The sequence below is a fragment of the Verrucosispora sp. WMMC514 genome, assembly GCF_027497295.1.
Classification (GTDB): Bacteria; Actinomycetota; Actinomycetes; order Mycobacteriales; family Micromonosporaceae; genus Micromonospora; species Micromonospora palythoicola.
The window spans coordinates 1,052,122-1,078,292 of sequence record NZ_CP114906.1; the positions used below are offsets into that span (position 1 = coordinate 1,052,122).

Below are 26,171 nucleotides of genomic sequence, written 5' to 3' on the forward strand. Positions count from 1 at the left end.
AACGCCCCGGCCACGCCACCGTGGAGGTGAACGACATGCCGAACGTGCAGCAGCCCGAGATGCGCCGCAGCGGCGAGACCCGGCTGGTCCAGGACAGCGACGGCCCGATCGAGGGCGGTTCGTCCTCGGCCCGGCGGGAGCACCGCTCGGTGCCGGTCGACCAGGTGTCGCCGTACGGTCCCGACCGGGGGCGGGCCACGACCTCGCAGGAGCCGTCCGGTCGGGAGGCCGTAGGCGACTGACCAGCGAACAGCCCCCGTCCGCCGGGTACCGGCGGACGGGGGCTACCGCCCGGTAGCCAGCCGGCGTACCGTCGGCGAGGTGGAACCGGACTTGCTTGGCCCGCCCTACGAGCGGGAGATCATCGACCTGGGCCGGGACGACGAGGGCCCGGTGGTGGCGACGTTGGTCCGCCGCCGACCGGAGCGCCCCACCGGACGGGCCGTGCTCTACGTGCACGGCTTCGTCGACTACTTCTTCCAGACCCACGTGGCCGACTTCTTCGCCGCACGCGGCTGGGACTTCTACGCTCTCGACCTGCGCAAGTACGGTCGCAGCCTGCTGCCGCACCAGACCCCGAACTTCTGCCGTGACCTCGCCGACTACTTCCCCGAACTGGACGCCGCCGCACAACTCGTCCGCGACCGGGACGGGCACGAGACCCTGCTGGCCATGGGCCACTCCACCGGCGGCCTGATCCTCTCCCTGTGGGCCGACGCCCGCCGCGACGCCGGGCTCGTCGACGGGCTCTTCCTCAACAGTCCCTTCTTCGACCTCAACGCCCCCTGGTTCGTCCGGAGGCCCCTCGCGGCCGCCGTCGCCCGCCTGGGCCGCAGGGCGCCGCACCGCATCCTCCCCTTTTCGCTCGGCACCGTGTACGGCGAGAGCCTGCACGCCGACCATCGCGGCGAGTGGACGTACGACCTGGCCTGGAAGCCACTTGCCGGCTTCCCTGTCCGGGCCGGCTGGCTGGATGCCGTCCGCACCGGCCAGCGGCGGCTGCGCGCCGGCCTGGACATCCCGGTGCCGGTGCTGCTCGCCTGCTCGACCCGGTCGTTCCGGGGCACAAAATGGCAGGACGCGGCGACCCTGGCCGACGCCGTCCTCGACGTCGAACACATGGTCCGCTGGGCACCCCGACTCGGCCACCACGTCACCGTGTCCCGCTTCGACGGCGGCCTGCACGACCTCACGCTCTCCGGCCCCGCCGTACGTGAGAAGGTCTTCGCCGAGGTCGGCCGCTGGGCCGACGCCTTCCTCGGCGCCGGACCGACGGCGACCCACCCGACCCCGCCGCAGCCCCGGCCCTCGGCCGAGGAGGAACACCCGCCGGCCGACCGCTTTCCCGCGGACGCCTGACCGTCGCCGACACCCGGCCGCTACGTCCGGCCTGACCACCCGTTCCACCGGGCGAGAGCCGGGCGGCGGTACCCTTCTCGCGCGATACCACGTTGCGCCCGTAGCTCAGCGGATAGAGCAGGGGACTTCTAATCCCAAGGCCGCAGGTTCGAATCCTGCCGGGCGCGCTCCACCACATGGCTCTGACCTGCGGTTTCTAGCAATTTTCGCGATCTTCATGAATGACATTCTTTGATTTAGGCATACCTTAGGTGAGCCCGGGTGTGCAGCCCTCGCCCGACGAAGCACCAGACGAGTGGTGACTTCGAACGCCAACACTCGGACAGGGAGCGTCCGGTAGGTGCAGGCAGTAAGGCGCCAACAAGACCGGTTACGACCCGGTGGACAAGTTATCCGTGGCGCTCCGTCGGCGACAGGCGCCCAGGGTCGGCCGTCGGCACCGTCTCCGCCAACTGCTCAACCTGATCAGTGTCGGCAGCAGCGCCGGACCCGGCGCGCACGCTTTCGGTCTTGAGTCGTAGCGCGGGTCGTTCGACCAGGTGCCAGGAGGGCACAGCGAAGAGCAACGAACCGAGCAGACTCAGCAAGATGTACACCGTCATTCCGAATTGTGCACCGCCGAGCAGGGCGATCACCTGCTGCACTGGAAACCCGTAGATATATATGCCGTAGGTGTAGTCGTGCCGCCGACTGACTCGGGAAAGCTTCTTCGGCAGTGTCACCGCCGCGAACAGGACCAGGTAAGCGAACGTCGGTAAACCTACCGCGAAGAAGCCGCCGCGCCAGAGGGAGATGACCAGAACTGCGGCGGCAAGCCCTGCCAGGGTGCCGTTGATGGGGATCCGGTGCGCGTAGAGCCGGGCGGCGACGCCGAGCAGGAAGAGAAAGCCGAGCATCAGCGTCCAGTCGACGGCGAAGGCTCCGATCATCGGGAACGGGCCGATGGCACCGTGCTGCGGTGGACGCGAGGTGAGCGTGGGACCCGTGACGAAGTCCCGTAGTACCAGTGCGTAGCAGACGCCCGTCAGCAGGAGTATCACACGCGGTGACCGGCGCAGCACCGATGTCATGAGAAGGATGCCGATGAGACCGTAGAAGGCGAGGTCGTATCGGAGCGTCCAGAGCGAGCCGTCGAACGCGCTAGGTCCCCCAAAAATCTGCCCGTAGGGTGTGTCGGCGAGGAGACCGGAGATGGGAAATTGCTCCATCGAGGCGAACAGGTTCGTGGTGACGTATTCAAAGGGACCTTCCGGATGCCCCCAGAAGCCGTTAAGGCTACCGTTTTCGTGCAGGGCCACCAGTGGCGCGATCGCGAAGGCCGTCACCACGAGACAAACCCACAGGCCAGGAAAGACCCGAAGTAGGCGGGCGCGGATGTATTGTGGCAGCGATGATCGTAGCGCGCTGTCCGTGATTAGAAATCCGGAGATCAGAAAGAAGCCGTAGAGGCACATCGTCCCGATGTCGCTCTGCCCCGCGAAGAGCGTCGTACCAAGGTTCGCCTCGCCAAACCCGATCGGCCCCGCGTGCGCGATCACCACCCCGCAGGCCATCATGAGGCGCAGCACGCCGAAAGCGTTGTGTTGAGCCGAGTACCTATCTCGCAGTGTCTGGGAGCGCTGTTCCTCGAGCCACGCCTGCACCTGACGACCCCTTCTTAATGAGTTTGGTAGGTGTCCGAGCAGAACGTCTCGGTCCAAATCATTTGCCCTAGCCCCAACGAGACCCGTGAATGGCCGGCGGCCCGCTCGCGACCGCCGGCTGGATGCGCCCCCACCTCGGCCGTGGAGGCGCAAACGGAAGCGAGGAGCGCCGCCCGGTGGCTGCGTGGCACTCCTTTTCCACGTTCACCACCGGGCGGCACGCCCGACCAGATCCGGCCACGCCCTCACCAATCAAGTGCTACCGGTCCTGGAAATAGCTCGACACGACCAGGACGCGTTTCCCTGAACACGAACCCGATCACATACCACGAGTGCCTACGATGGCGATATCACCCGGATTATGTCCGGGATCTGCCGCCTTGCGCCGCCGACCTCGGGTTCTCGAGGAGACAGCACAATAGAGGCGTCATCCGATCCTCCGACTAAGTGCTTGCAGGACCGGATTTCGCGTGACGTTCGAGTTGTCGCAAGGATCAGTGTGGCAGAAATACCAGGAGATACCGGCGAACGCACACAGACCACCCGAAAGGTCTTACGAACGGTAGGAACAGTTCAGCCACCGAATGCTGAAAGAAGCAATCAACGTGAACTCGTCAGCTGAAATGAGGCGGGACCGACTGGTGACCGCCACGGGCACCCGGGAATCGTCGTAAGATTGAGGCCGACTCAAGGTAGATGCTTACGCAGCAGATCATGGAACTTTGGTGCGAGCCTGCGGGCATACGTGGCGGTCAAATGGTGAGCATCCCGATACACGAGTACCCCATCGATCACAGGAGGGCACAGCTCGAAGGGACAGATTTCGTCATTCAGATCAGCGAGATGCACTGCCGGCAATGAGGCCGCAGCAGCCTGCTGAGGGAGGCCCCAGGCGAGCGCGCTTTGCCGTGGCTGTGCGCAGCTGGTTAGCCGCTCGCGATTAGCCGAAACACATTCGGCCATGTCGATTCTGAATGCTGGTGTATCTCGGATGACCATCAGTGGCAGCCCGACGTTTGTGAACTCCGACCATGTTTCCAGCAGCGCTGCCGCCTGCGCTTCCGCGGTTGCCGGGCCGGGAGGTGGTGTACTGCCATTCACCAGAGGAATCTGGGTCACGCTGGAGACGATCAGGAGTCGAGGGCGTCGTTCGCCCACTAGCGCCGCTCGAAGCCGCCGGTTCCACTCGGTGCAACTATCATCAGCCCGTCCGCCGATGACGGTCGGCGCCGCCAAGAAGGAACACGTGGTCTTGATGTAGGTAACCAGGCGCCAGCCGCGCTCGGCCGCAACGACCTGCAGCGCCGGCACCCAGTGCGCCGCGTGGGAGTCGCCTGCCAGGGCCACCTCGACCGCTGAGTCACGGTTGCCGTAGACACAACTCCGCAGGTCCGACTCCCGTGCTTGCGTGACACAGCCGTCCTGATAGACATCGGGCAGGTCGTCACGGGCCTCGAGCGGATCAGGATGGATACTGGGGAACTGGTCCACCAACGCCATCGAGGCGCTGCTACCGGGTAGCGCACCGCTCGTTGCGCCGGCCACATGCTGCGGGTTCGTGGGCACCGATGCTGCCGGTGGCCGGACAGCAATCTGAAGCCCGACCCCAGTGAGGGCTGTCACGCTGGTCGCGACCAGGCCCAGGCGGAGGGTGCCGGCCCTGGAGAACCGGCTGTGCCGAAATGGGTTCTCCACCAGGTGATAGGTCAGCACCGCCGGCACCGCCGAACAGAGAATCATCGCGAGTCCCGCGACGGTATCCAACTGGCCCCACCGTGTCTCCGCCACCACCAGCAACGGCCAGTGCCACAGATACCAGGAGTACGAGACGACCCCGGCCGCCCGAATCGGCCGTAGTTCGAGGAGCAGAGCGGGACCGTACCGGCCAGCGCTGGGGCCGGCCGCGATGATGGCGACGGCGCCGAGCGTAGGTAGCAGCGCGAGGTATCCCGGGTAGGCCGCCGTCTCCGGTCGGACCGACGCCGCCGCGAAAGCCACCGCAGCCATCCCGGTCCAGCCAAGGACCAGGGCGACTCGACGCGACAGCCGGTGCAACTGTCCGCCCAGGATCGCCAAGGCACCACCCAGGGCCAACTCCCACACACGAGTGGTGGTGACAAGGTAAGCCTGCGCGGGATCGACCAGACTCAATTGTATCGACCACACCAGGGACGGAACGCCGACCAAAGTGAAGGCGACCAGCAACGACACGGCCATCCGGTCACCGAGAAGCCGCTTGCGGTGACGACCCGAAAGTCCGTGCCACGCGGCTGGTTTTCGGGGGGTGAGCCCACGCTTATGGCGGTGCCGGCTCAGCATAGCGACGCCGAGCAGGAGCAGCGGCCACAGTAGGTAGAACTGCTCCTCCACCGCGAGCGACCAGAAGTGCTGGAGAATGCTCGGTGCTTCCTCAGCACGTAGATAGTCAGTCGACTGCTCGACCAGCCGCCAGTTCATCACGTAGGCGGTGCTGGCCAGCGCGTCCCGGGCCGTCTCGGACCAGCGAATCGGTGGCAGGAACAGGTAGGTGAGCAGGACGCTTGCCACGATGACGACGCTCGCGGCCGGCAACAGGCGTTTGGCACGTCGGACATAGAAGCCGGCGATGGAGATCGTGCCGGATCGGCGTGCCTCGTCGACGAGGAGCCCGGTAATCAGAAACCCGGAGATCACGAAGAAGACATCGACGGCGACAAAGGCACCGGGAAGCCCGGGTACGCCTGCGTGCCCGACCAGTACCAGAAGCAGTGCGAGTCCTCGTAGCCCCTCGATGTCACGGCGAAAGCGGCCTGCCAGGATGGTGTCATTGCCGCCGGCCGCTCGACGCTCGGTCCCGCCGGGCAGACGGGATGGTCCACCCCGGATGAGGGATTGATCGTGGCTCATCTCGATGTCGTTCCTAGTAACCGGATGTCTCGGTGAGAACGGACGCGGAGCCTGCGGTCATGACTCGCCGTGCCGCAGGTCGGCTGTTCGGTGTCGGCACGTTCGGCGTTGCCTGCCCGCCTAGCAAGGTGTTGATGGCTCGAACGCACCGCTGTGCCGCGTGACCGTCGCCGTAGATTTCCCGGGCCCTGACCGGGGCGGATTGACCGAGGCGGCGACCAACGGCCTCGACGATGCTGTCAGGATCGGTGCCGACGAGATCTCCCAGCTGGTGCTCGATGATCTCCGGTCGCTCGGTCGCGGTCCGGGTGACAACAAGCGGAACACCGAGGCTGGCTGCCTCCTCCTGTAGACCGCCCGAGTCGGTCACCACGACGTCTGATGCGCGAAGGAGTCCCACCATGTCGGGGTATGGCAGCGGATCGAGAAGTCGGACGTTCGGCAGGTCGGGCAGCTCGGTCCGGGCTTGTTCAGCGAGCCGGGGATTCGGGTGAGTGATGACCGCCAGTTCCACCTCGGGCCGGGCCTCGGCGACCCTGGCCAGTGCCTGCAGAACCTTGGCGATTCCCGCGCCCCAGCTCTCCCTGCGGTGCGTGGTGGCCACGATCAGACGGCGACGCGGATCGATCCACGTGGGAACGCGGGCCTGCCCCTCTCGCAGCAGCGTGCGTACGGCGTCGACGACGGTGTTTCCGGTGGTCACGATGCGCCCTGCGGGTATCCCCTCGGCGAGAAGATTGCGTCGCGCCGTGCTGGTCGGAGCAAGGTGCAGCGTGGCGATGCGAGCGAGCATCGCCCGGTTGGACTCCTCCGGAAACGGCTGCTGAGGTTGGTGACTACGCAGACCGGCTTCCAGATGTACGACCGGTATCCGGTTCCAGAACGCGACGAGCCCGCTCACCAACGCGGTGGTGGTGTCTCCGTGTACCACCACCGCGTCTGGTCGGCGATCAGTCAGCAGTAGCTCCACCGCGCTGGTCAGCTCCGTAGCGAGTTCGGCAAGAGAGCCTGTCCGACGCCTGAGGGCCAGGGCGGTGTCGGCACGCAGCCCGAACGGAGCCAGCGCCTCGTCGACCCGGCCGGGTTGCTGACCACTGTCGACGACGACTGTGCTCAGCTTCGGGTCGTGACAGAGGAGGCGCGCCACTGGCGCGATCTTGACGCCCTCAGGTCGCGTACCGGCCAGAATCAGCACTTCGGGCGGCCTCGCTCTGTCACGACCCATCGGTCAGCTCCGACCTGCGCGTCGACGGCGGCTCACGAGGAAGCCACCGGTGCCCGCGGCCAGGGCACCCAGGCCCAGCGCAACCGGCGCGCCGGCGAGCGGAATGACCGGGATGGGCGGTGCGACGGCGTTGGCTCCGCAACTGGACAGGCCGATGACCACCGAGGCGAGCGAGCCACCCAGTGCGGAAAGGTCCAGTGCCGTCACGGTCAGTTGGCCGACGCCGGAACTGGACTGCCCGTTCAGGGTGAGGTTCAGCAGGCCGGGGACGCTCAACCCGGTGTTCGGCGCCGGGTTGGCGGGCAGGCTGAGCAGAGTCGTCGGCACGCCCAGCACGGTCGAGACGATGCGGGCGTTGACGAGAGTTGCGGTGCCGGTCGCCGACGGGCTGCTCGTCGCGGTGCATTCGGAATAGATGGCGTCCGCGACGAGGTCGATCGTGGCAAGCCCGTTGGTACCGAGCGTCAGGGTCACCTCGGCACCGGGAGTCACCGTGCACGCGCCACCGGGCCCGATGGTGATGGCGCCGCCGCTGCCGAGTACGCCAGCGCAGGCTGCGGAGGTGCCGTCGTTGTAGGCGCGTACGTACTGCCCGAGGACTCCGGCGCTGATGACGTTCTGGCCGCCGAGCACAGCCAGCGGCGGATTCGTGTTGCCTGAGATGGATTCGGTCGTGCCGTCGTTGGTGGCGCTGGCGGTCCCAGAGCTTGCCAGGCCACCACCGACCAGGCTGATCTGAAGTGCCGATGCGCTGGACTGGGAGGTGTCGGCCATCGCGGGTGACGCGACAACCACAGCTAGTGCCAGACCGCCGGCGATGGTCGCCGCAGCCCGGACGACGCCGGACTTTACTTTGTGCATGCGAGATCTCTCTTTCTGTGCCTGACTGGACCGTCGGGGCGGTGGGTTGGGGTGGGCTGTGCCGGGGGTTGCGGGACGGAAACCGTGCCGCGGGGACGGCCGTCGAGGCGCGCGACAGCGCCGGCCGCCAGCGGCGGATTCGGGTCGGTGTCGGAGGCCTGGCTCGACGGTGTCGGATCGGCGCTACGCGCCGTCTTCTGCCACTCGGAGCGGGAGGTGAGCATTCGCGCGAAGGCGATCCAGACAGCTACTGACTGCACGTAGCTGTAAAGCCAGTGGCCGACGCCGAGCCCCAACGCTGCGGCCACCGACAGGTGCGGCTCGCATCTGTTGCGGTAGACCAGGCCCCAGACCGCGAACGGAAGGATCCCGAACACCGCTACCAGCGGGGGTACGCCCCAGCCGCCCGCCGCCCACCAGGTGGCGACGCCGCCGGGCGTCTGCGCCACATACCACCCGAGGACGACGAGACAGCCGACATAGATTGGCGTGCCGACGAGTTGGAACCACGGCGCTGCGAGGAAGTGGGCAATCTCCAGCGTGGCAGAGTTGCTGATTCGTCGAGAGTGCAGGACGGCGGCCAGATAGCGACCACACTGCATCGATCCCTGCGCCCAACGGGTTCGCTGGCGGATCAGTGGCCGAATTTGAGTCAACGCCTCTTGGGCGACCCAGGTCTCCGCACAGTACTCGGTGCGGCCACCCTGCAGCAGGATGTGCAGACCGAGTTCGAAGTCCTCCAGCAGCGCGCCGTGCCAAGGGGTCCCGTGCTCCGTCGCGAGTTGCTGTAACAGCGAGACCCGCGTGAACTGCCCGTTACCGCCCATCGCGACACTCGCGGTGTAGCGCCGCAGCGACTGCATGGCTGCGATCGGCGCGCGGAATTCCATGTCCTGTAGCCGAACCAGCAGCCGGGCCCACCTACCGGAGTTCCCCGCCGGCCGGGCGCACTGGATCATGCGAACTTCGACCTGAACGGCGGCTACCTTCGCGGAGCCGAAATAGCGGGGGCCGGCGAGCGCGGAGCGACATCGAGGATCCAGGTAGCTGTCAGCGTCGAGAACGCCGACGATGATTCGTTCGTTGTCGGCGTCTGCCGGTAGATGTTGCAGGATCGCTTTCCATGCGGCGTTCAGCGCCGCCCCCTTGCCCTGAACGGCTTCGGGTAGACGACGGGAGACGACGCGAACGCGAGAGTCGGCCGTGAAGGACTGCAGTACCGCGTCCGTGCCGTCGTCCGAAGCGTCGTCTACGCACCAGACGGTGACGTCAGGAAAGTCACGGAGCAGTCGGTGCAGTGTTCCCGCGATCACACTGGCCTCGTTGCGGCAGGGGATGACGATGTGCCAGTCGAAGCTTCTGTGCTCGCCACCGCTTGACCGTCCCGTGCGTAGATGCAGCACCAGAATGCTCAGCACGTACGCGCAGAAGTAGACGCAGAGCAGGAAGGCCGCCGTATTCAGAATGGCGAGGGACTGGATCTCAACGGGCACCTGCTGGCCTCCGTGTCCGGCTTCCGCGCCCTACCAGGAGGAAGAAGACGATGGCCACGGCGATGAGTCCGACGGTGCTGATGGCCGAGCCGATGAGTACATGGCTGCGCTGGTAGCCGACCTCGAAGCCCCACAACTGCATCGACGCGACGACGGCGGCGAGACGCATTTGATTGACCACCACGAGCAGACCGATCGCCAGGGCCACCGCGACCAGTGCGCGGGCCAGCGTCACCCGCCGGAAGCCGACCAGCAGCGCAGCGAGAACGAAGGGTGGAACCAGCAGCAGGGCAACCGAGCAACCGGTGGAGACGAGAAAGCCGACCCAGCGCTGTTCAAGCGGGAAAATGACGGCTGCCCCGATGGAGGTGGTGTCGGCGAGGCCGATCGCGGAGACCAGTCGTGCGTTCAGCCATGCCTCGACCACTGCCACGTCGTGCCATCGCCGCAGTAGGGCTGTTCCTAATGCGATACCGCAGACGGCGCCGAGCGAGGCCTGGAGCCAACTCATCGCGGTGGACCTGTCGGTCGGCGGCCGCGTGCTCATCGAGGTCGGCTTACGAACGTGACGAGCCACAGGGTGGTCCCGAGGAGGATCAGGCCGATCCCGACGAGCAGCCAGGAATGTATCGCTACGCCGGTCGTGGCGAGCCCTCCGCCGACCGCCGGCCCCTTCGTCGGAACCCCGTACATCAGCCTTCACTCCCTCCACTCAGAGGCCGCGCCTCCAGCGCGACAAAAAGAACATATAGGACACAAGTGGTGATAAGTGACCTATGCCGGAAATGATGGATCTTCGTGATGGTCCGCCGCAGGTTGCCCCGGAACCGAGCTCCGGCCGGACGGCACGGACAGCACCGAGCAGGCCCAGGGCAATCTGGAAGGAGGCTGGGCAGCATGGGATCCCCCGGGCGATCGGCACTCCAGGGTGCTCTGGTTAGCGATGTTCAGGCACAGCACGGCCACGTTCAGGTACACGGCCCACCCACGCTTGTTGACACACGCAGCGGCCGGCAGCTACCCGGCTGGATCGGCGATGCCCGCTCTATGGGCTGAACACGCAGCGGATGGGACAGGTCACTGCGAAACTCCCACCGGCTGCCCCTGTCGTGGCCGGTAGGTACGCGCTGAGCCCCCTACGCGTCGCCGCCAGGCCTCGCGGACGGTGAGCTCAATTCCCTCGGTGAGCCCGATCGTGGGCCGCCACCCGAGTTGAGCGAGCGCCTTGCTGCTGTCCAGCGCCATCCGGCGCACCTCCTGCGGGTTGGGATGCGGCGCATGGTGCGCGTCCGCCTCCACCGCCAGCACCGAGCTGACAAGGTGATAGAGGTCGTTGACGCTGGTCTCCCTGCCGGTGCCGATGTTGACCAGTCCGGCGCCCGGATAGTGACACGCTCGGGCCACCGCGTCGACCACGTCCACGATGTGCACGAAGTCTCGAGTCTGCTCGCCGTCACCGTGGATGGTGGGGGGGTGGCCGTTCAACAGCGCCTCGGTCATCACGGCCACCACGCTGGTACCGCCCCCTGCAGGCGGCGGGCCGTAGACATTGCCGAGCGCCAGAGCCGTGTACGACATGCCGCGTTCCCGCCGGTACCAGTCCAGATAACAGAGCGCCACAGCCTTGCTGATGCCGTACGGATTGGTGGCAGCCAGTGGTCGGTTCTCCCGGATCGGCAGGGCCTCCGACGGGAGGCTGCCGTAGATCGCACTGCTAGCGGCATGCACGAACAGCCGCACGCCAGCCTGCGCACAGGCGTCCAACACGTTGATCGTCCCGAAGATGTTCACATCAGCGTCGAACAGAGTTGACTCCCGGGCGGTCTGCAAGCTGCCCTGACCCGCGAGGTGTACCACCACTTCGGGTTCCCACTCATAAATAACGTCGACCGCCTCAGCCGTACGGATGTCGCCTCTGAGGACGTCTGACTGCGAGAGCCCGCCGTACGCGGCATCGGCGAGGTTCTCGACCCGGCCCGTCGAGAAGTCGTCGAGCACCTTGACGTGAATGCCCATCAGCATCAAACGCGCAACGACGTGACTGCCGATGAATCCGGCTCCACCGGTCACCAGAACGCGATTCGGAACCGAATTGCCTTGTCCGGCCGACTCGGCCCCGTTCGGCGGAAATTCCATCATGAAACTCCTTGACAGCGGGGGTGCTGACTTCTGTCGGCATCGGCCGTGCGACCTGCCGTACCTTCCGTTGAGCAGGATCATCCTGACATAAACGCACCAAACGGGCGCGAGTTTCCGTAGACGAAGAAGCTTTGTTTTGCGGCAAATGGGCGGTTTATCCCTTCGAATCGTTCATAGTGCTGTCGAGAGCATCAACCTGCTTAGGCCGGGTGGGAGGAGGTCAGCCACGTGGACAAACCTTCAGTCGTCGCACCAACTGAAGATTCTCCGCGAACGAAGCCTGGACATCCGACTCGCCGGCACGGGCGCACATCCCTGCTCAGCGGCCACCGGAGCGCCTCGACGCGGCAGGTTAGCGACGGACGCCTACGCGCAATGGTGATCGAACCGGCCGACTCACCCGTACGGTCCGACCGGCTCAACGAGGACTTCGACGTTGTGCTTCGCGTGCCGACACCCAGTCGCACCGAACAACTCACGGCGATCCTTCGACGGCTACGGCCAAAGGTGCTGCTGCTCAAGAATTCGCTCGACAGCATCGACGAGCCCACAGTGGCCGCATGCCAGCAACTGGACGTGGAAATCCTGGTGCTGGCACGGCCGGTCTACGGACTACTACCCACCCGAGGTCTCCGGCGCTTCGGCGGGCTGCCCTGGATCCGCCTGCGGTCGAGCCAGCGTCGCCGCGCCAGCCTACATGTCAAGCGGTGCCTCGACCTTGGCATCATCGCGCTCAGCGCGTTGCCGGCGCTTCCGCTGATCCTCGCCATCACCATCGTGCTTTCCTTCACCGGTCCGCCGTTCTACCGTCAACAGCGCGTCGGCACAGGCGGACGGCCGTTCTACATGATCAAGTTCCGGACCATGCAACCCGGTTCGGAGCGCGACACCGGGCCGGTGCTTGCCCAGCCGGAAGACATCCGGGTCACCCGCGTCGGCCGCCATCTGCGCCGCACTCGCCTGGACGAACTTCCGCAACTGTGGAACGTCATCCGCGGCGAGATGAGTCTGGTCGGTCCCCGCCCCGAGCGGCCCGAGTTCATCGCAGAGTTCCGGCAGCTGCCGCACTACGACCTGCGCCATCTGACCCGGCCGGGGCTCACCGGGCTCGCGCAACTCACTGGTGGCTATGCCGCCACGGTGGAGGAAAAGCTGCGCTGCGACCTCTTCTACCTCAACTGTCGTTCACTGCGGTTGGACCTGAGCCTGCTGGCCTTGACCGTCCTGGACCTGTTCCGGGGATTCCCCCGTGGCTAGCCCGACCGGCACCGCTGGCGGAAGGCGACTTGCCCGCAACACGTTGAGCATGCTGGCCGCCCGGGTGGTGATGGCACTGGCCGGGCTGGTCACACTGCCCATTGTCTACCAGCACCTCGGATCCAAGGCGTTCGGCATCTGGGTGCTGCTGACCGGTCTGCTCGCCATCGCCGCGCTGTTCGACCTCGGTCTCGGTTCCGCGCTGGTGCGGGAGGTGGCGAGCGCCTACGCCCACAGCGAGCCGAACGCGGTGACCAGGCGACTCCTCGGGCTTGGCCTGGCCTGGGGACTAATCCTCGGCGGGCTCACCTTCTTCGCGCTCGCCGCCAGTTGGCCGTGGATCGCCCACCTGCTACGGCTCGGTGAGCTGACCCGAGACGCGTGGCACGCGGCGCTATGGCTGCTGCTCGGTCTGGTGGCCAACGGAGTGGAACTCCCCTGGCGCGCGGTGCTGGAGGGTGTTCAGCGCTACGGAACGTTGGCACTGGTGAGCACCGCGATGGCCGTCCTCGGGGCGGCATTGACGATCGCGGTGGTGCGACTGGGCGGCGGTCTGGTCGCACTCGCCGCCGCCACCGGAGCGACAAGCGCGATCCGGACCATTCTGCTCGCCGCCGCCGCAGAACACCGGCACCGAGACCTGACTCCCCGCTGGGGCCGCCTGGCCGGTCACGATGTCCGTCGTATCGCCGAATATGGTCTGCGGGTCCAGGTGTCCAGCGGCGCCGCCGCCGTGAACGTGGAACTCGATCGGTTCGTTCTCGGCGGCTTCTTCGGCCCGGCGGTGGCCGGCAACGCCGATCTCGGCGTCCGTCTGCTCAATCTGTTGCGGCTACCGCCCGGCTTCGCGCTGCTCGTGTTGTTTCCCGCTGCGGTCCGGCGCACGGTCACTGGAGGACGGGCTTGGCTCGACACCTTCTACCTTGACGCGACACGTCACCTGGCCGCGTTTCTCGCGCCGGCGGCGGCAGCCCTGATGGTCAGCGCCGATCCCCTGGTGCGGCTGTGGCTCGGGGAACCGGTACCGTGGGCCGCGCCGACCATCGCGGTTCTCGCCCCCGCGTACGCACTCAACCTGATCATGGGCGCGGCCACCATCGTCGCCCGGGTCGAGGGCCGTCCCGGCCTTGAGACGCGCTACGTGCTGCTGTCGGTCGTGCTGAACGTGTCACTGACCGTACCGCTGCTGATCTTCGCTGGTCCGGTCGGGGTGCCAGCCGCTACCGCGCTCGCGGTGGTGCTCGCCACGGCGTACTTCATGGCCCACTTCCATCAGGCGACGGCGCGCCCGGTGCGGCCGATGCTGCGGACACTGTGGGTGCCGACCGCCGCCGCGACGGTGGCGGGTGTCATCACGGCCGCGCTCGTCGGGTACCTGCCAGACGGTCCGGGACGATCCTCCGCAGCGCTTGCCGTTGCCACCCGCGCGGGCCTGGCGCTGACGCTCGCCGCCGGGTTGCTCATGCTCTGCGGATATCCGCGAGCCGACGAGCGAGCCTGGCTGCGGTCGCTCGCTGGTCGGGTCCGAATCACGCTGGCCACCGGAGTTCACCGATGAGCCTCGACCTCCACCCCGCCCAATGCCTCAACTGTGGACACGGCCAGCCACACCGCCAGGTCCTCGGTGGTGCCGTACGCCGCTGCACCTGCTGCGGGCTTGGCTGGACGGTGCCGGATCCGACCGTCGGCCCCGCCCGGTACGACGTGGACTACTTCACGGGCGGCGGTTACGAGGACTACTTCCGCAACGCACCCCGACGGTTCGAGGCGGGGCGGCGGTTGCGGTGGCTGTCGACGGTGGTGCCACCTTCGGTGCTGGTGGAAGCGGGTTGCGCGGGCGGCTACTTCCTGGAAGCAGCCCAGCGTGCCGGCTTCACGGTCACCGGTGTGGAGGTGTCGCAGGTGGCGGCAAAGTTCGCCGTCGAACAACTGCGGGTGCCGGTACGACAGGGCTACTTCGAGCAGGTCGCCGCAACGCTACAGGCCGACGTCGTCTGCGCGTTCCACGTGCTCGAACACGTCGACGATCCGCGAACGTTCCTGCGAACCGCACGGGAGGTACTGCCGCCCGGCGGATGGCTGGCCCTCGAAGTACCGAACATCGCCTCCGCCGCCGCCACCCGCCTCGGACACCAATGGCCCGCCCTGCAACTGGCGTACCACCGCTGGCACTTCACTCCGACCGCGCTGACCCGGCTGCTGGCGACTGAGGGATTCGAGGTCGTCCGGCAGGACACCGCGGCCTTCCGGTTCTACATGCCGATCGGATTCCGCATACGACACGCCCGACGGCTACTTCCGTCGGACTGGATCGATCTGCGCTCGCCAGCCCTGACCCATCGGTGGCGGGGAGACCTCCTGCGGGTGATCGCCCGCAGACCGCGAGATGTACGGAGCGGCTGATGAAGCTCAGCAACGACGAACTGACCACCTGCCGCCTGTGCGGCCGCGACGGCCAGCCTGAGTGGGTTCTTGATGGGACGCTGCGCCGCTGCGCCGAGTGCGGGTTTCTCTGGACGGCGGGTGTCGCTGTGCCACCGGATGAGCTGTATGACGAGGCCTATTACCTAACCGACGGTTACCAGGACTATTTCGCTGCCAGCGGCCAGCGACGGTTCGAGGCGGGGCGGCGGTTGCGGTGGCTGTCGACGGTGGTGCCACCTTCGGTGCTGGTGGAAGCGGGTTGCGCGGGCGGCTACTTCCTGGAAGCAGCCCAGCGCGCCGGCTTCACCGTGACCGGTGTGGAGGTCTCGCAGGTGGCGGCAAAGTTCGCCGTCGAACAACTGCGGGTGCCGGTACGACAGGGCTACTTCGAGCAGGTCGCCCCAACGCTACAGGCCGACGTCGTCTGCGCGTTCCACGTGCTCGAACACGTCGACGATCCGCGAACATTCCTGCACACCGCACGGGAGGTACTGCCGCCCGGCGGATGGCTGGCCCTCGAAGTACCGAACATCGCCTCCGCCGCCGCCACCCGCCTCGGACACCAATGGCCGGCGGTGGCGCCCCAATATCACCGATGGCACTTCACCCCCGACACGCTCAGTCGACTGCTGCACCAGACAGGCTTCAAGATCGTCTCGCACGACACCGTCTTCTCCCGCTTCTACTGGCAGCCGGTGGCACGTCTGCGCCGGTCCCGGGATCTTTTCGTCGCCGACGTCGCCGCCAGCCGGTCTCCCCGGATGCGCCATCCGCTCCTCGGTGACCTACTCCGCGTCTTCGCCCGCCGCGAGGAAACGGCGGTGGATCGATGAGCGCTGAACCGCGAGGCGGGCCGCTCAGGTCGGCACCGTCCCTGTCCATCCTGCTGACAAGTTGGAACACCCGAGAGCAGACCCGGCAATGCCTGGAGACGCTGGCGGCCACCGTGCCACCCGATCTCGACTACGAGGTCGTGGCCGTGGACAACGCCTCTCGCGACGGCTCGGCAGAACTGCTTTCCCGGTGGCCCCGAGTACACCTCATCCGGAACAGCCGTAATGTCGGCTTCGCTCCCGCCGTCAATCAGGCATACCGGCAGTCCCGCGGTGAGTTGATCCTGCTGCTCAACAGTGACGTGGCGTTTCATCCCGGCGCGCTCTCCACAATGCTGTCGTTCCTGGACGACCACCCCGAAGCGGCCGGGGTGAGCCCGCTCTACCTCAACCCCGACGGCACCTTCCAACAGCACTACGTCCAGCAGCCGAGGTTCCTGGCGTCCCTGGCGCTGGTCACCGCGCTACGCCGAGTGCCAGGGTTCCGGCAGGCGCTGCACACCTTCCAGATGCGTGGGGAGGACTTCAGCCGTCCACGCCTGCTGGCCTCGGCTAGCTGCATGCTGCTGCGTCGCGCCGTGCTGGCACCAGATCACATCTTCGACGAGCGGTTTCCGATCTACTGGAACGACGCCATCCTCGCCCGGCAGCTCCACCGCGCCGGCCAGCAATTGTGGATGACTCCGAACGCCGTGGTGACCCACGTCCGGGGCGCCTCCTGTCGGCTGCTCGGACCGTCCATCCGCTTCCGTCACCTCCTCGGCAGCCTGGTGACCTACCTCGGGATGACCCAGCCTCGGCACCGGGTCGCGTTGTTCCGGCTGGTCGTCCTGGTCGATCACGCGGTCAAGCGCATCTGCGGGCGTACCGTTCAGCTCTCCCTCGCCGACCTGCGAGCCGCCCTTCGAGGTGATGTCGGTCCACTGCCAGACGGCGACATCCGGGACTGGTTGATCGTGTTCACGCATACGCCATCCACCCCGGAGACCGACCGAGCGGTGATCGCCGAAGCGCTGCACGACGACCCCGAACAACGCCTGCTGCTCGTGGACCCGCCAACACCACGTCCACGTTGGCGCAGCCGGGTCACTCGCATCGATGACAGAGCATGGCACCTCGCTCCGCCGGCGCCGCTGCCCTTCGGCGCTCGGATACGAACCGTCGACACGGCGAACCGTCGATTCGCCGCCGCCGCCGTACGCCGCTGGCTCGACCGTCAGGCGGGTGCCCGGCTGCTCCGGCTCGACGACGCGGATGCCCAGACTGTGCTCGGCCGGGTCGGCGAGGACGAGGTGCTGCCGGCGACGTGCCGGGTGCCGGTCAGGCAGCGGGCCGGCCATGACTGACCTGAGCGACCGGGGATCCGCGATGCACCCTTGCATTGCAAGCGGCGGCGCCACCTGGGTGATCTTCTTCAGCGCCACCCCTTGGCACGGCGGCGCGCACCGCCAGCACGCAATAGCGCGGCAGCTCGCCACCACATACCGGGTGATCTTCGTCGATCCCCCTGGCCTACGAATCCGGAGGGGCACCTCAATCCGCAGGGTTGAACATGCCATCTGGCACGCCGAGCTGCCCACCACGGTCCCGTTCGGTCGGCACCTGCCGGCAGCCAACTCGATCAACAGACGAGTGGCCGTGGCCGTGTTGCGGCGCTGGCTGCTCCGTGACCCGGCGGAGGTAGCTCTGGTGTGGCTGGACGAGGACTTGGCCGCCGGCTGCGCCAGCCGGATCGATGCCTCCGCGGTCGTCTACGACGCGGCCGACCTGGACTGGACCTTCACCCGACGGTGGAACCGGCGCCATCTGCGTCGGAGTCTCAGTCGGGCAGTGGCGGCCGCAGATTTGGTACTAGCGTCGTCGGCTGCACTACCTGCGCGGATGCCGGCCAGCCGACAGACACCGGTGGTGCTGCCCAACGCCTGCGACCCGGGGCACTTCACTCCCCATGGCCCGACCGTTCCCCGGCCGGTCGAGCCGGGTCGGCCGCTGATCGGCTACTCCGGCAGCATCGATATCCGGGCCTTCGACGGCGAGCTGGTCGCTGCGGTGGCGCGGAACCGACCCGACTGGACCTTTCTGCTGATCGGGCCGAGCACACGCGCCGGCCGGAAGCCCCTCGCGGGTCTCACCAACGTGCTGCTCACCGGCCCCATCCCGTACCCCGACCTCCCCGCGACACTGCGTGTCTGTGATGTGGCCATGATCCCGTACCGCCTCGGCGGTCTGGTGGACTATGTGCACCCGAAGAAATGCTACGAGTACCTGGCGCTCGGCAAGCCGGTGGTCGCGACGCCGCTGCCGGCGCTGACCGGGATGACCGGCGTGGTCCGGCTCGCGGCTGGTGCCGATGACTTCTCCGCCGCGATCGCCTCGACGCTGACCGAGACGACGGGCCCGGAGCGGGTCGCTCACCGAAGGGCTGTGGCGACAGCGAACAGCTGGTCCGTCCGGGGCGAGCAACTGCATCGGCTGCTCGCGGGGCTGGTCCGATGACCCGGCTCGCAGTCGGGATCGGCCTGGCGGCGGTGAGTGCCATGCTCGGCGCCGCCGTGTCGCTGGCCACCATGCTGCCGGGGATGCTGGCGCTGGCGGGCACGGGTGCGCTGGTGTGCCTGGCCGTCTTCCTGCTCTGGCCGTGGGCCGTGCTGCCGGTCGGCATCGTCGGTGGTGCGGTAGCTGGCGGCCTGGTCAGCGGAGGAGACGTCCGCATCTACGTGGCCGCGCACCTGCTGCTGCTGGCCGTCGGCGGGGTCGCTCTGCTGATCCGGTACGCCCTCGGCATCTCGGCCGGGCGGCGGCGGACCTCGGCCGACACCGGCATGATGCTGGTGGTCGGGCTGACCGTCGCCGCCGCCTGTTACGGCCTCGCTGTCGGGAATCTACCCACCGAGGTCGTCGTCGCCGGCTACCAGATCGCCATCCTCCCGCTGTACTTTTTCCTCGCCACGCACACGTTGACCACCGACCGCCGGCTGGCCGCCGCCGGGCTGCTCTACGTCGGCGTGGTGGCTGTGCTGGCCGCGATCTCGATGACCGTCCCTGGCCGTCACGGCGGGCTACTCACACTGCTCGCGGTCCCGATGCTGATCTGGTTCGCTGGTCACTACCGGGGCTGGCGCCGGCTCGCCGCGGTGCTGCTCGCTGGACTCTTCGCCATCGACGTGGTGCTCGCCTCGTACCGGGGTATCTGGCTCGCGGCCGGGGTGACGCTGCTGACGATGCTGGTCTGCGGCGGGCGGGCGGTGCGGATTGGAATGGCTGCCACCACCGCCGTTGGGCTGGTCATCGCCGCACTGCTCGCGATCCAGCCCGGCGTGCGGGAACGCGCGCAGGAGATCGCGATCGGGTTTGAACAGTCCGCCGGCTATCGCGCGTCGGAGTCGTCGGTCGGTCTGAACATCTTCGCAGACCGACCAGTCCTGGGAGCCGGGCTCGGGCAGTCAACCACCGACGTTTACCTGGCCGACTTCGCCCTCACCGATGTCGGGCCGGTCTACCACGCCTTCTACGTAACGCTACTGGCGAACGTCGGACTGGTGGGCCTCGCCCTGGTGCTCTGGCCGGTACTACGTGGGATCCGGGCCGGGCTTGCCGACCCGGCAGGGCCCGCCCTACCGTTCGCGGCTCTGTGTTGTGGGTTTCTCTGCGCTGCGGTGTTCGCGGCCCCGACCGACGGGCACTGGGAACTCGGATTGCTACCAGCCCTGGCATTGTTGACCGCCCGTCCTCCCGCCCAGGTGCGAGAACGTCCACCGGGCCGACTACGGCTGCAGGTGCGGGTTCCTGAGGCGGTGCGCTGATGGTCGAACTCGACGCGACGGCGATCGTGGTCACCTACAACTCCCAGGGACAGGTGCTCGCCGCGCTCACCGCGCTACGGCAGGCCGGCCTACCGGTACGGCTGGTCGACAACGGATCGACCGACCGCACCGTCGAGCTGGTGCGGACTCACTTTCCTGAGGTGACCGTGTTGGTCGGTCAGGGCAACGTCGGCTTCGCCGCCGCCGTCAACCGGGGCGCATCCGGGGTACAGACCAGTGTCCTGCTACTGGTCAATCCCGACTGTGTGGTTCCACCCGAGACCACTCGGGCTCTCGTCGAAACCGTGTTCGGCCGGCCGGAGATCGGCATCGCCGGGCCACGACTGCTTGACGCCGACGGCCAGGTGGCGGTCAGCGCCCACCCTTTCGAAACGCTCACCACGGTGGTGGCGAGCCGGTTCGGGGGAATGCTGGTGCCGGTGCCGGTACGTCGCTGGCTGTCTGGGCGACGCCGTCGACAGGCGTACGACGCGTGCCTGCACGGCGCTCTTCCGGCCAGGGTGGACTGGGTCTCCGGCGCGTGCCTCGCCGTCCGCGCCGACCTGTTCACCGCCGTCGGCGGTCTGGACGAGGCGTACTTCATGTACTACGAGGACGAAGAGTTGTGTCTTCAAGTTCGCTGCCACGGTGCCGAGGTGCTGTACCTCCCACATGTGACGGCGGTCCACAGCGGCGGAGCGAGCAGTAGTGACCCGGCCTGGATCTGGCCCCACCTCTACCGCAGCATGTTGGTGTTCTTCAGCCGCCACCGGCCCCGGTCCCGAGCCGCGGTCCGGGCCGTCGTCCTGTTGCGGGCGGTGCTGGGGGTCATTCTGGCCACCGTACGACTGTCGCTGCAACCGGGTGCCGGCATCACCCGGATGCGTGCCTGGACCCGAGTTGGCCGCATCGCGATCACCCGTATCCACATTTGAGGAATCACTCATGCATGTCTTGATCACAGTCGTGGGGGCCCGTACCGAGCATTGGACCGACCTGTTCAGCTCGCTCTGCGAGCGACCCGACCTCCGGCTCACCGTGCTCGCCGCCGAGGTGTCGCCGGCCACTCGCCGCGAGTTCGACCGGCTGGGCCAACGGTATCCCAGCTTTCACTCGCAGGTGCTCCCGCACCGTCTCGGTGAGGCCAGGACGGGTCACATGGCCTCCGTCGTGGTCCAGTTCGGCGGACGAGGCGGACCGCCGGTGTCGCAGCCACCGGACGTGGTGCACATCATTGGGGAGGCCGCGTACCTGTCGACCTGGCAGGTCCTGCGGATGCGTCGTCGGCACTGGCCGGCAGTACCGACGACGCTGTACGCGGCGCAGAACGTGGTGACCCGGTTCCCCATGCCGTTCCCGCTGGTTGAGCGGTACGCGTATCGCGAGGTGGACATGATCCTGCCGATCACGCCCGCAGCGCGGCAGGTGTTACGCGTCAAGGGTTACCGCGGTGCGGCGACGAACGTTCCCCTCGGCGTTGACACCACCATCTTCCGACCGCGGGCCGAGGCCGCCGCCGTACGACCCTTCACCGTCGGTTTCGTGGGCCGTTTCGAGCCCCACAAGGGTGTGCTCGACCTGCTGCGCGCGGCCGATCTGGCCGATTGCGACGTGCTGCTGGTGGGCGACGGCAGCCTGACCGCCGACATCGATCGGGCCGCCTGGCGCCGCCCTGGGCGCATTCGGCGGCATCGTTGGACGGGCCACGCGCAGCTACCCGATCTGCTGGCGCAGATGAGTGTGCTGGCGCTGCCCGCTCGGGAGATCGTGCAGCGAAACGTGCTGCCGTGGGTCGGGATCCCGCTACGCGAGCAGTTCGGCCGGGTACTGGTTGAGGCCATGGCCTGCGGTGTTCCGGTGATCGGCAGTGATGTCGGCGAGATTCCGTACGTCATCGGGAACGCAGGACTGGTCTTCCCAGCCGGGGACCCGGCCGCGCTCGCCGAACGGCTCGTCGAGCTGCGCGCCTGCCCGGCAACGGCCCGTGGGTTGTCCGCCACGGGGGTGCACCGCGCAACGAACGAGTTCGCCTGGGATCGAATCGCCGATCGGCTTGCTCAGATCTGGCAACAGTTGCACGAGACAAGCATGTCAGTACCCATCCCGGCACGAGCCGGTCAGAAGGTTCGCGACAACGCGGACCGGAAGGTGATCGCATGATGCGTACCGTCGACTTCATCGACCTGGTGGACACCGCCTGGCGCAGGATCGGACTTCCGCTGTTCGGTCTACTCGCCGGGCTGGCCGCCGCTCAAGCGGTGACACCGATGCTGCCGGATCGGTACGAAGCGCACGCTTCGATCCTGGTAGTGGCCGATCCGCCCGAGAATGACAGGCCCGCAGAGATGAGCCTCGCTCTCGCACAGAGCCTCGCACCCACCGTCGCCAAATTGATCAGCTCTCGGGAGGTGGCCGTCGCGGCGGCGCGCGACCTGGGACTGCCCGCGCAGACAGTCATCGGCACCGTCAACGGAACCTTCGAACCCGGTCTGCAGATTGTCACGGTCAGGGCTGAGGCGGCCTCCGCCGGCCGGGCCGCTGCGATTGCGAATGCGGTGAGCCAGAACCTCAGCGGGCAGTTGGACCGCTTGGAGTTGGGCGGCGACGCGGTGGTGACCACCCGGGTGGTCGACAGGGCCAGTCCACCATCTCGACCGACTTTCCCCAAACCGCTGATGAACAGCGCACTGGGAGCACTCATCGGATTGCTCGCCGGTTGGGGCGCGACGGTGCTCCGTGATCGTTTCGACCGTCGGCTGCGTGACATAGGCCAGATGGAGCTGCGTCTGGGTTTGCCGGTCATCGGTGTTCTTCCACAGCTGCCGAGGCGTTTCGCCCGTCATCACGCCGCTGCGCTGCTAGCCCGCCGCGACGTTGCAGTGCCCACCAGGGCGACAGTCTCGTCACTGAGTGTGCTCACCGGGTCGTCGAAGCGACGCCTGTTGGTCACAAGTGCACACGACGACGACGGTGCGGCGCTGGTCAGTGCCCTCCTGGGCCTTTCGATGGCAGCGGACCAACGCCGGGTCTCGATAGTCGACGGCGCGGTCCGGGACCCCATGCTCGCCGGGCACTTCCCGGACGCCTCGTTCACCTGGCAGCAGGTCCAGGCCGGTAAGCACTCCCCCACCCGTATGCCCGACTTTCCCACACTGTCTGTGCTACCGAGCGAGCCACGCGACGGTCTGACCGACGAGCACGCGCGGGAACTCAGCGAGGTGCTCGACATGCTGGCCGACAGCGAGGACTGTGTCATCGTTCACGCGCCACCGATGTTGGCCGGTTGGGACACTGCCGCGCTGGCCGAGCAGGTGGATGGGGTGCTGCTCGTGGTGGCGGCAGGAAGCACTCGGCTGACCGAGGCCACACGGGCGGCGCGTTTGCTGCGACGACTGAACCTCCCGCTGGTCGGCATCGTCGCTCTTGGGGCGATCGACCGGACCACTGAATGCGCTGCCGACGAGGTGAGCGCGCTGGACACCGCATCGGGCGAGACCCCGGACAGGAGGCGGCGGTCTGCGGATCGCGAGCCACGCTCCCACCAGCACCGAGCGGCTGCGCCAAGCGGACAGCGCCGGACGATCGACTCGACGGCGGCGACGGAAATCCTCGCCACGACACCAGCCCCAGCAGCAGGCACTGCCCCGACTCCCCCGCCGAGAGGTGACGCGAGGGTCCCCGTCGCGGTCGTCACCGACGGGCGAGAGGAACCGATCCAGGGCGACCACGTTCCGCCGCTGCCGCCACGGCAGCCGCACCACCGGGAGAACGCCTCGGCACGCTGGCGTGTCGCGGGAACGGTGTCCCCGATCGACGACGGGGTCGCGTGGTCCACCCCGCTGATCGCCGGTGGCCGGGAGGCGGCCGGATCGGCGCTAGGTCGTCCCCTGGCGCCTCGAACCGAAACGCCCGGTCGCGCCTACCGGGCCGGTGCCGGACACCAGCCGGTCGAGCCCGTGCCGGACCAGCACCCCCGAAACGACAGCGTCACTCAGTACGTCTGCAACGGGACGCCTACCGACCTCGACGACCACCACGCACCGGCCGGCCGCTACCGCTGGCCGTCCAACTGAACCCACGTCAAAGGAGTAGCCGATGAGCGAGCCGCTCACTTGCCTGCCGCCCACCCTCAGCGATCCCCGTGCCATGTACTGCGACCTGCTGAAGAAGGCACTCACCCGATACGTCTTCCAGGAGACGTGGATGCCCTACCAGCCGCGACCAGCCTCCCTGCACGGCCGGTTCTACAACCGGTACAAGCATCTGCTGCAACGCCGTGGAATGGAACTCGTGCTGAAGTTTCCGTTTGACCCTGACGCACGCGCGAACGGCCGGGACTGGCCCCCGGAGGCGGACACGATGATCGGCCTGCGTCGTCTCGACAACCTGGAGCAGTGCCTTCGCGACGTGCTGAGACGAGACGTACCGGGCGATCTCATCGAGACCGGCGTTTGGCGCGGCGGCGCGGTGATCTTCATGCGGGGCATGCTGCAGGCCTACGGCGACCCGAACCGGACAGTCTGGGTGGCGGACTCGTTCCGCGGCCTACCCAAGCCCGAACCGCATCGGACCGAGGACGTCGAGGATGCGCTCTGGGCCCAACCTTTCCTCGCCGTCTCTCTGGATCAGGTCAAGAACAACTTCCGCCGGTACGGGCTCCTGGACGACCGGGTCCACTTCCTGCCCGGGTGGTTTGACGACACGTTGCCCACCGCACCGGTCGATCGGCTGTCGCTCATCCGGCTCGACGGGGACCTCTACGACTCGACAATGGTGGCGCTGCGCAGCCTCTACCCGAAGTTGTCAGTGGGCGGCTACGTGATCGTGGACGACTACCATGCGGTTCGCGGCTGCAAACAGGCGGTCGACGATTTCCGCGCCGAGTTCGGCATCAGCGACGAGCTTCACCCGGTCGACTGGACCTGCCGGTACTGGCAACGAACGACATGAACCCCTCAGTCCGGTATCGATGTGGCGGGCTGGCTTGCGAACCATTCGTCGAGCCGGTCCTCGCGGAGCGCCGCAAACAGGCTCATGGACAACCGCTCGTCCAGCTGAACCGACGAGCCTGCCGGCGTCATCAGGTCGGTCTCAGCGGCCGGAACGGTGACGAACCGCAACGACGCTGTCGTGATCCGGCGTACCGCGAGCACCAGCTCGGCGATGTCGAGTTCCCTGTCCACGGTCAACGACTCCGCCGTCGTGGTCAGCACCCGGTCCAACCGCGCAGGGTCAGTGAGGAGGTTCTCAGCCGTGATCTTCTCCACGATCGCCCGCACCACCAGCTGCTGGGTCTGGATCCGGCCGAAGTCACCGCCAGGCACGTTGTGGCGTTGCCGCATCAGGTCGTCGGTATTGCGGCCGTCGAGCTGGTGACAACCCACCTGCCAACGTGTGCCGGTATCGGTGGAGATAACCACGTAGGGCAGGCACACAGTGACACCGCCGATGGCGTCCACGATCTGCCGAACGGCCGCGAAGTTGGCGACCAGCACGCCGTCTATGGTCGCACCGGTGAGTTTATGCACGGTCTCGGCGGCCAGGGACGCACCACCAAACGCGAACGCAGCGTTGATCTTGTTAAGGCCGCCGGGCCAACTACCACTTCTCGCAGGCACCTCGACATAACTGTCACGCGGAATGGAAACGACCGTCGCAGTGTCCCTCGTCGCATTGAGATGCACGAGCATGATGGTGTCCGAGCGTTGCCCCGGGTACAGGCCCTCGTCCGCTTCACCCGCACGCGAATCGGAGCCGAGCAGGAGCAGGTTCAACGGGCCTGAGTTCCAACGCTCGTCGTCGCGGGGCGCGGTGCCGTGCCCGAGAATGTCCTCCCGCTGCACTCTGCTCTCATACCGATGTTTGAGACCAATGCCGAGAGTCACGCCCGCGGCGCACAACACACCAAGCAGCGCGACCAGGGAAACGCCCGCCTTCTGCCAGCCGGACATGCGCCGCCACACACTTGTCGCAAAATGAACCTTTGCCATCTCTGTCTACGCTTTCACCTAGCTGTCGAATCGGCTCCGGGCCGCGTATCCATAAGGTTGTTCCGATGCCAGGCACACTTTCCCCACGCTGGTTCACGGCCTCGGTCGACCACTGTCCTTCTCGACAACATTTCTGGCGATCCGAAGACATATCACAATGGTGCGGCGGGACCAGCCTCTCCTCTTCCAGTATCTACCAACGGCCGCCACGAACGCGGTCGAATACGTGATTCCCTGCAACTTTGTGGTTCACCGAAG

The 26,171-nt window shown here is 67.1% G+C and carries 21 protein-coding genes and 1 tRNA gene; 14 read left to right on the top strand and 8 right to left on the bottom strand.

The window, feature by feature from the left end:
* Positions 1 to 35: 35 nt before the first annotated feature.
* From O7597_RS04705 to O7597_RS04715, 3 genes are all read left to right on the top strand, one after another.
* The gene (locus tag O7597_RS04705) at positions 36 to 242 is read left to right on the top strand and encodes a hypothetical protein (protein WP_269737888.1); all 207 of its coding nucleotides are present in this window, start codon (positions 36 to 38) and stop codon (positions 240 to 242) included.
* A gap of 79 nt (positions 243 to 321) precedes the next feature.
* Entirely contained in the window at positions 322 to 1,359 is a 1,038-nt protein-coding gene (locus O7597_RS04710) for an alpha/beta hydrolase (protein WP_281582109.1), read from the top strand.
* Positions 1,360 to 1,453: 94 nt separating this feature from the next.
* Positions 1,454 to 1,526 (top strand) — tRNA-Arg (locus O7597_RS04715).
* Positions 1,527 to 1,748: 222 nt separating this feature from the next.
* On the opposite strand, the gene O7597_RS04720 is transcribed toward O7597_RS04715, so the two are convergent.
* From O7597_RS04720 to O7597_RS04750, 7 genes are all read right to left on the bottom strand, one after another.
* Positions 1,749 to 3,002 carry an acyltransferase gene (locus tag O7597_RS04720; protein ID WP_281582110.1) on the bottom strand — a complete coding sequence of 418 codons (1,254 nt, stop codon included), beginning with the start codon at positions 3,000 to 3,002 and terminating at the stop codon, positions 1,749 to 1,751.
* A 687-nt stretch (positions 3,003 to 3,689) separates the two neighbouring features.
* Entirely contained in the window at positions 3,690 to 5,888 is a 2,199-nt protein-coding gene (locus O7597_RS04725; protein WP_281582111.1) for an acyltransferase family protein, read from the bottom strand.
* Between the two features lie 13 nt (positions 5,889 to 5,901).
* Positions 5,902 to 7,113, bottom strand: coding sequence for a UDP-N-acetylglucosamine 2-epimerase (non-hydrolyzing) (gene wecB, locus O7597_RS04730; protein WP_269737892.1), 1,212 nt, complete (start codon positions 7,111 to 7,113; stop codon positions 5,902 to 5,904).
* 3 nt (positions 7,114 to 7,116) lie between these two features.
* A complete protein-coding gene (locus O7597_RS04735; protein WP_281582112.1) occupies positions 7,117 to 7,974 on the bottom strand; it encodes a choice-of-anchor P family protein in 858 nt (285 codons plus the stop codon).
* The gene (locus O7597_RS04740) at positions 7,962 to 9,467 is read right to left on the bottom strand and encodes a glycosyltransferase (RefSeq protein ID WP_269737894.1); all 1,506 of its coding nucleotides are present in this window, start codon (positions 9,465 to 9,467) and stop codon (positions 7,962 to 7,964) included. Before O7597_RS04740 ends, O7597_RS04735 begins: the two co-directional genes overlap by 13 nt.
* Complete coding sequence (locus O7597_RS04745; protein ID WP_269737895.1) at positions 9,457 to 10,014, bottom strand: hypothetical protein; 558 nt, start codon at positions 10,012 to 10,014, stop codon at positions 9,457 to 9,459. Before O7597_RS04745 ends, O7597_RS04740 begins: the two co-directional genes overlap by 11 nt.
* A 530-nt stretch (positions 10,015 to 10,544) precedes the next feature.
* Positions 10,545 to 11,606, bottom strand: a complete 1,062-nt coding sequence (locus O7597_RS04750) for a GDP-mannose 4,6-dehydratase (protein WP_269737896.1) — start codon at positions 11,604 to 11,606, stop codon at positions 10,545 to 10,547.
* Between the two features lie 375 nt (positions 11,607 to 11,981).
* Between O7597_RS04750 and O7597_RS04755 the strand changes: the two genes are divergently transcribed.
* The 11 genes from O7597_RS04755 (at position 11,982) to O7597_RS04805 (ending at position 24,873) form a co-directional block, all read left to right on the top strand.
* The gene (locus O7597_RS04755) at positions 11,982 to 12,863 is read left to right on the top strand and encodes a sugar transferase (RefSeq protein ID WP_281582113.1); all 882 of its coding nucleotides are present in this window, start codon (positions 11,982 to 11,984) and stop codon (positions 12,861 to 12,863) included.
* Positions 12,856 to 14,421 carry a lipopolysaccharide biosynthesis protein gene (locus tag O7597_RS04760; protein ID WP_281582114.1) on the top strand — a complete coding sequence of 522 codons (1,566 nt, stop codon included), beginning with the start codon at positions 12,856 to 12,858 and terminating at the stop codon, positions 14,419 to 14,421. The genes O7597_RS04755 and O7597_RS04760 overlap by 8 nt, the downstream gene beginning before the upstream one ends.
* Complete coding sequence (locus O7597_RS04765; RefSeq protein WP_281582115.1) at positions 14,418 to 15,266, top strand: class I SAM-dependent methyltransferase; 849 nt, start codon at positions 14,418 to 14,420, stop codon at positions 15,264 to 15,266. Before O7597_RS04760 ends, O7597_RS04765 begins: the two co-directional genes overlap by 4 nt.
* Positions 15,266 to 16,120: a class I SAM-dependent methyltransferase gene (locus O7597_RS04770; protein WP_269737900.1), complete on the top strand. Its 855-nt coding sequence runs from the start codon at positions 15,266 to 15,268 to the stop codon at positions 16,118 to 16,120. The genes O7597_RS04765 and O7597_RS04770 overlap by 1 nt, the downstream gene beginning before the upstream one ends.
* Complete coding sequence (locus O7597_RS04775) at positions 16,117 to 17,466, top strand: glycosyltransferase family 2 protein (protein WP_269737901.1); 1,350 nt, start codon at positions 16,117 to 16,119, stop codon at positions 17,464 to 17,466. The genes O7597_RS04770 and O7597_RS04775 overlap by 4 nt, the downstream gene beginning before the upstream one ends.
* A 292-nt stretch (positions 17,467 to 17,758) precedes the next feature.
* Positions 17,759 to 18,616, top strand: a complete 858-nt coding sequence (locus tag O7597_RS04780) for a glycosyltransferase (RefSeq protein WP_281582116.1) — start codon at positions 17,759 to 17,761, stop codon at positions 18,614 to 18,616.
* A complete protein-coding gene (locus O7597_RS04785) occupies positions 18,613 to 19,923 on the top strand; it encodes an O-antigen ligase family protein (protein ID WP_269737903.1) in 1,311 nt (436 codons plus the stop codon). The genes O7597_RS04780 and O7597_RS04785 overlap by 4 nt, the downstream gene beginning before the upstream one ends.
* A complete protein-coding gene (locus tag O7597_RS04790) occupies positions 19,923 to 20,858 on the top strand; it encodes a glycosyltransferase family 2 protein (protein WP_269737904.1) in 936 nt (311 codons plus the stop codon). The genes O7597_RS04785 and O7597_RS04790 overlap by 1 nt, the downstream gene beginning before the upstream one ends.
* A gap of 10 nt (positions 20,859 to 20,868) precedes the next feature.
* Complete coding sequence (locus O7597_RS04795) at positions 20,869 to 22,083, top strand: glycosyltransferase (protein ID WP_269737905.1); 1,215 nt, start codon at positions 20,869 to 20,871, stop codon at positions 22,081 to 22,083.
* On the top strand, positions 22,080 to 23,996 hold the full coding sequence (locus O7597_RS04800) for a hypothetical protein (protein WP_269737906.1): 1,917 nt from the start codon (positions 22,080 to 22,082) through the stop codon (positions 23,994 to 23,996). The genes O7597_RS04795 and O7597_RS04800 overlap by 4 nt, the downstream gene beginning before the upstream one ends.
* 22 nt (positions 23,997 to 24,018) lie before the next feature.
* Positions 24,019 to 24,873 (top strand): TylF/MycF/NovP-related O-methyltransferase, encoded by an 855-nt coding sequence (locus O7597_RS04805; RefSeq protein ID WP_269737907.1) that lies wholly within the window; start codon positions 24,019 to 24,021, stop codon positions 24,871 to 24,873.
* A gap of 5 nt (positions 24,874 to 24,878) precedes the next feature.
* Here the strand turns inward: O7597_RS04805 and O7597_RS04810 are convergent, their stop codons facing one another.
* Positions 24,879 to 25,913, bottom strand: a complete 1,035-nt coding sequence (locus tag O7597_RS04810; RefSeq protein ID WP_269737908.1) for an LCP family protein — start codon at positions 25,911 to 25,913, stop codon at positions 24,879 to 24,881.
* Between the last annotated feature and the right edge of the window lie 258 nt (positions 25,914 to 26,171).

Bases quoted from the DNA above. Each gene is read 5' to 3' on its own strand.
- O7597_RS04755 (WP_281582113.1), top strand. From the start codon at position 11,982: ATGGTGATCGAACCGGCCGACTCACCCGTACGGTCCGACCGGCTCAAC.
- O7597_RS04705 (WP_269737888.1), top strand. From the start codon at position 36: ATGCCGAACGTGCAGCAGCCCGAGATGCGCCGCAGCGGCGAGACCCGG.
- O7597_RS04785 (WP_269737903.1), top strand. From the start codon at position 18,613: ATGACCCGGCTCGCAGTCGGGATCGGCCTGGCGGCGGTGAGTGCCATG.
- O7597_RS04735 (WP_281582112.1), bottom strand. From the start codon at position 7,974: ATGCACAAAGTAAAGTCCGGCGTCGTCCGGGCTGCGGCGACCATCGCC.
- O7597_RS04775 (WP_269737901.1), top strand. From the start codon at position 16,117: ATGAGCGCTGAACCGCGAGGCGGGCCGCTCAGGTCGGCACCGTCCCTG.
- wecB (WP_269737892.1), bottom strand. From the start codon at position 7,113: ATGGGTCGTGACAGAGCGAGGCCGCCCGAAGTGCTGATTCTGGCCGGT.
- O7597_RS04745 (WP_269737895.1), bottom strand. From the start codon at position 10,014: ATGAGCACGCGGCCGCCGACCGACAGGTCCACCGCGATGAGTTGGCTC.
- O7597_RS04770 (WP_269737900.1), top strand. From the start codon at position 15,266: ATGAAGCTCAGCAACGACGAACTGACCACCTGCCGCCTGTGCGGCCGC.
- O7597_RS04805 (WP_269737907.1), top strand. From the start codon at position 24,019: ATGAGCGAGCCGCTCACTTGCCTGCCGCCCACCCTCAGCGATCCCCGT.
- O7597_RS04750 (WP_269737896.1), bottom strand. From the start codon at position 11,606: ATGATGGAATTTCCGCCGAACGGGGCCGAGTCGGCCGGACAAGGCAAT.
- O7597_RS04725 (WP_281582111.1), bottom strand. From the start codon at position 5,888: ATGAGCCACGATCAATCCCTCATCCGGGGTGGACCATCCCGTCTGCCC.
- O7597_RS04790 (WP_269737904.1), top strand. From the start codon at position 19,923: ATGGTCGAACTCGACGCGACGGCGATCGTGGTCACCTACAACTCCCAG.
- O7597_RS04810 (WP_269737908.1), bottom strand. From the start codon at position 25,913: ATGGCAAAGGTTCATTTTGCGACAAGTGTGTGGCGGCGCATGTCCGGC.
- O7597_RS04800 (WP_269737906.1), top strand. From the start codon at position 22,080: ATGATGCGTACCGTCGACTTCATCGACCTGGTGGACACCGCCTGGCGC.
- O7597_RS04795 (WP_269737905.1), top strand. From the start codon at position 20,869: ATGCATGTCTTGATCACAGTCGTGGGGGCCCGTACCGAGCATTGGACC.
- O7597_RS04765 (WP_281582115.1), top strand. From the start codon at position 14,418: ATGAGCCTCGACCTCCACCCCGCCCAATGCCTCAACTGTGGACACGGC.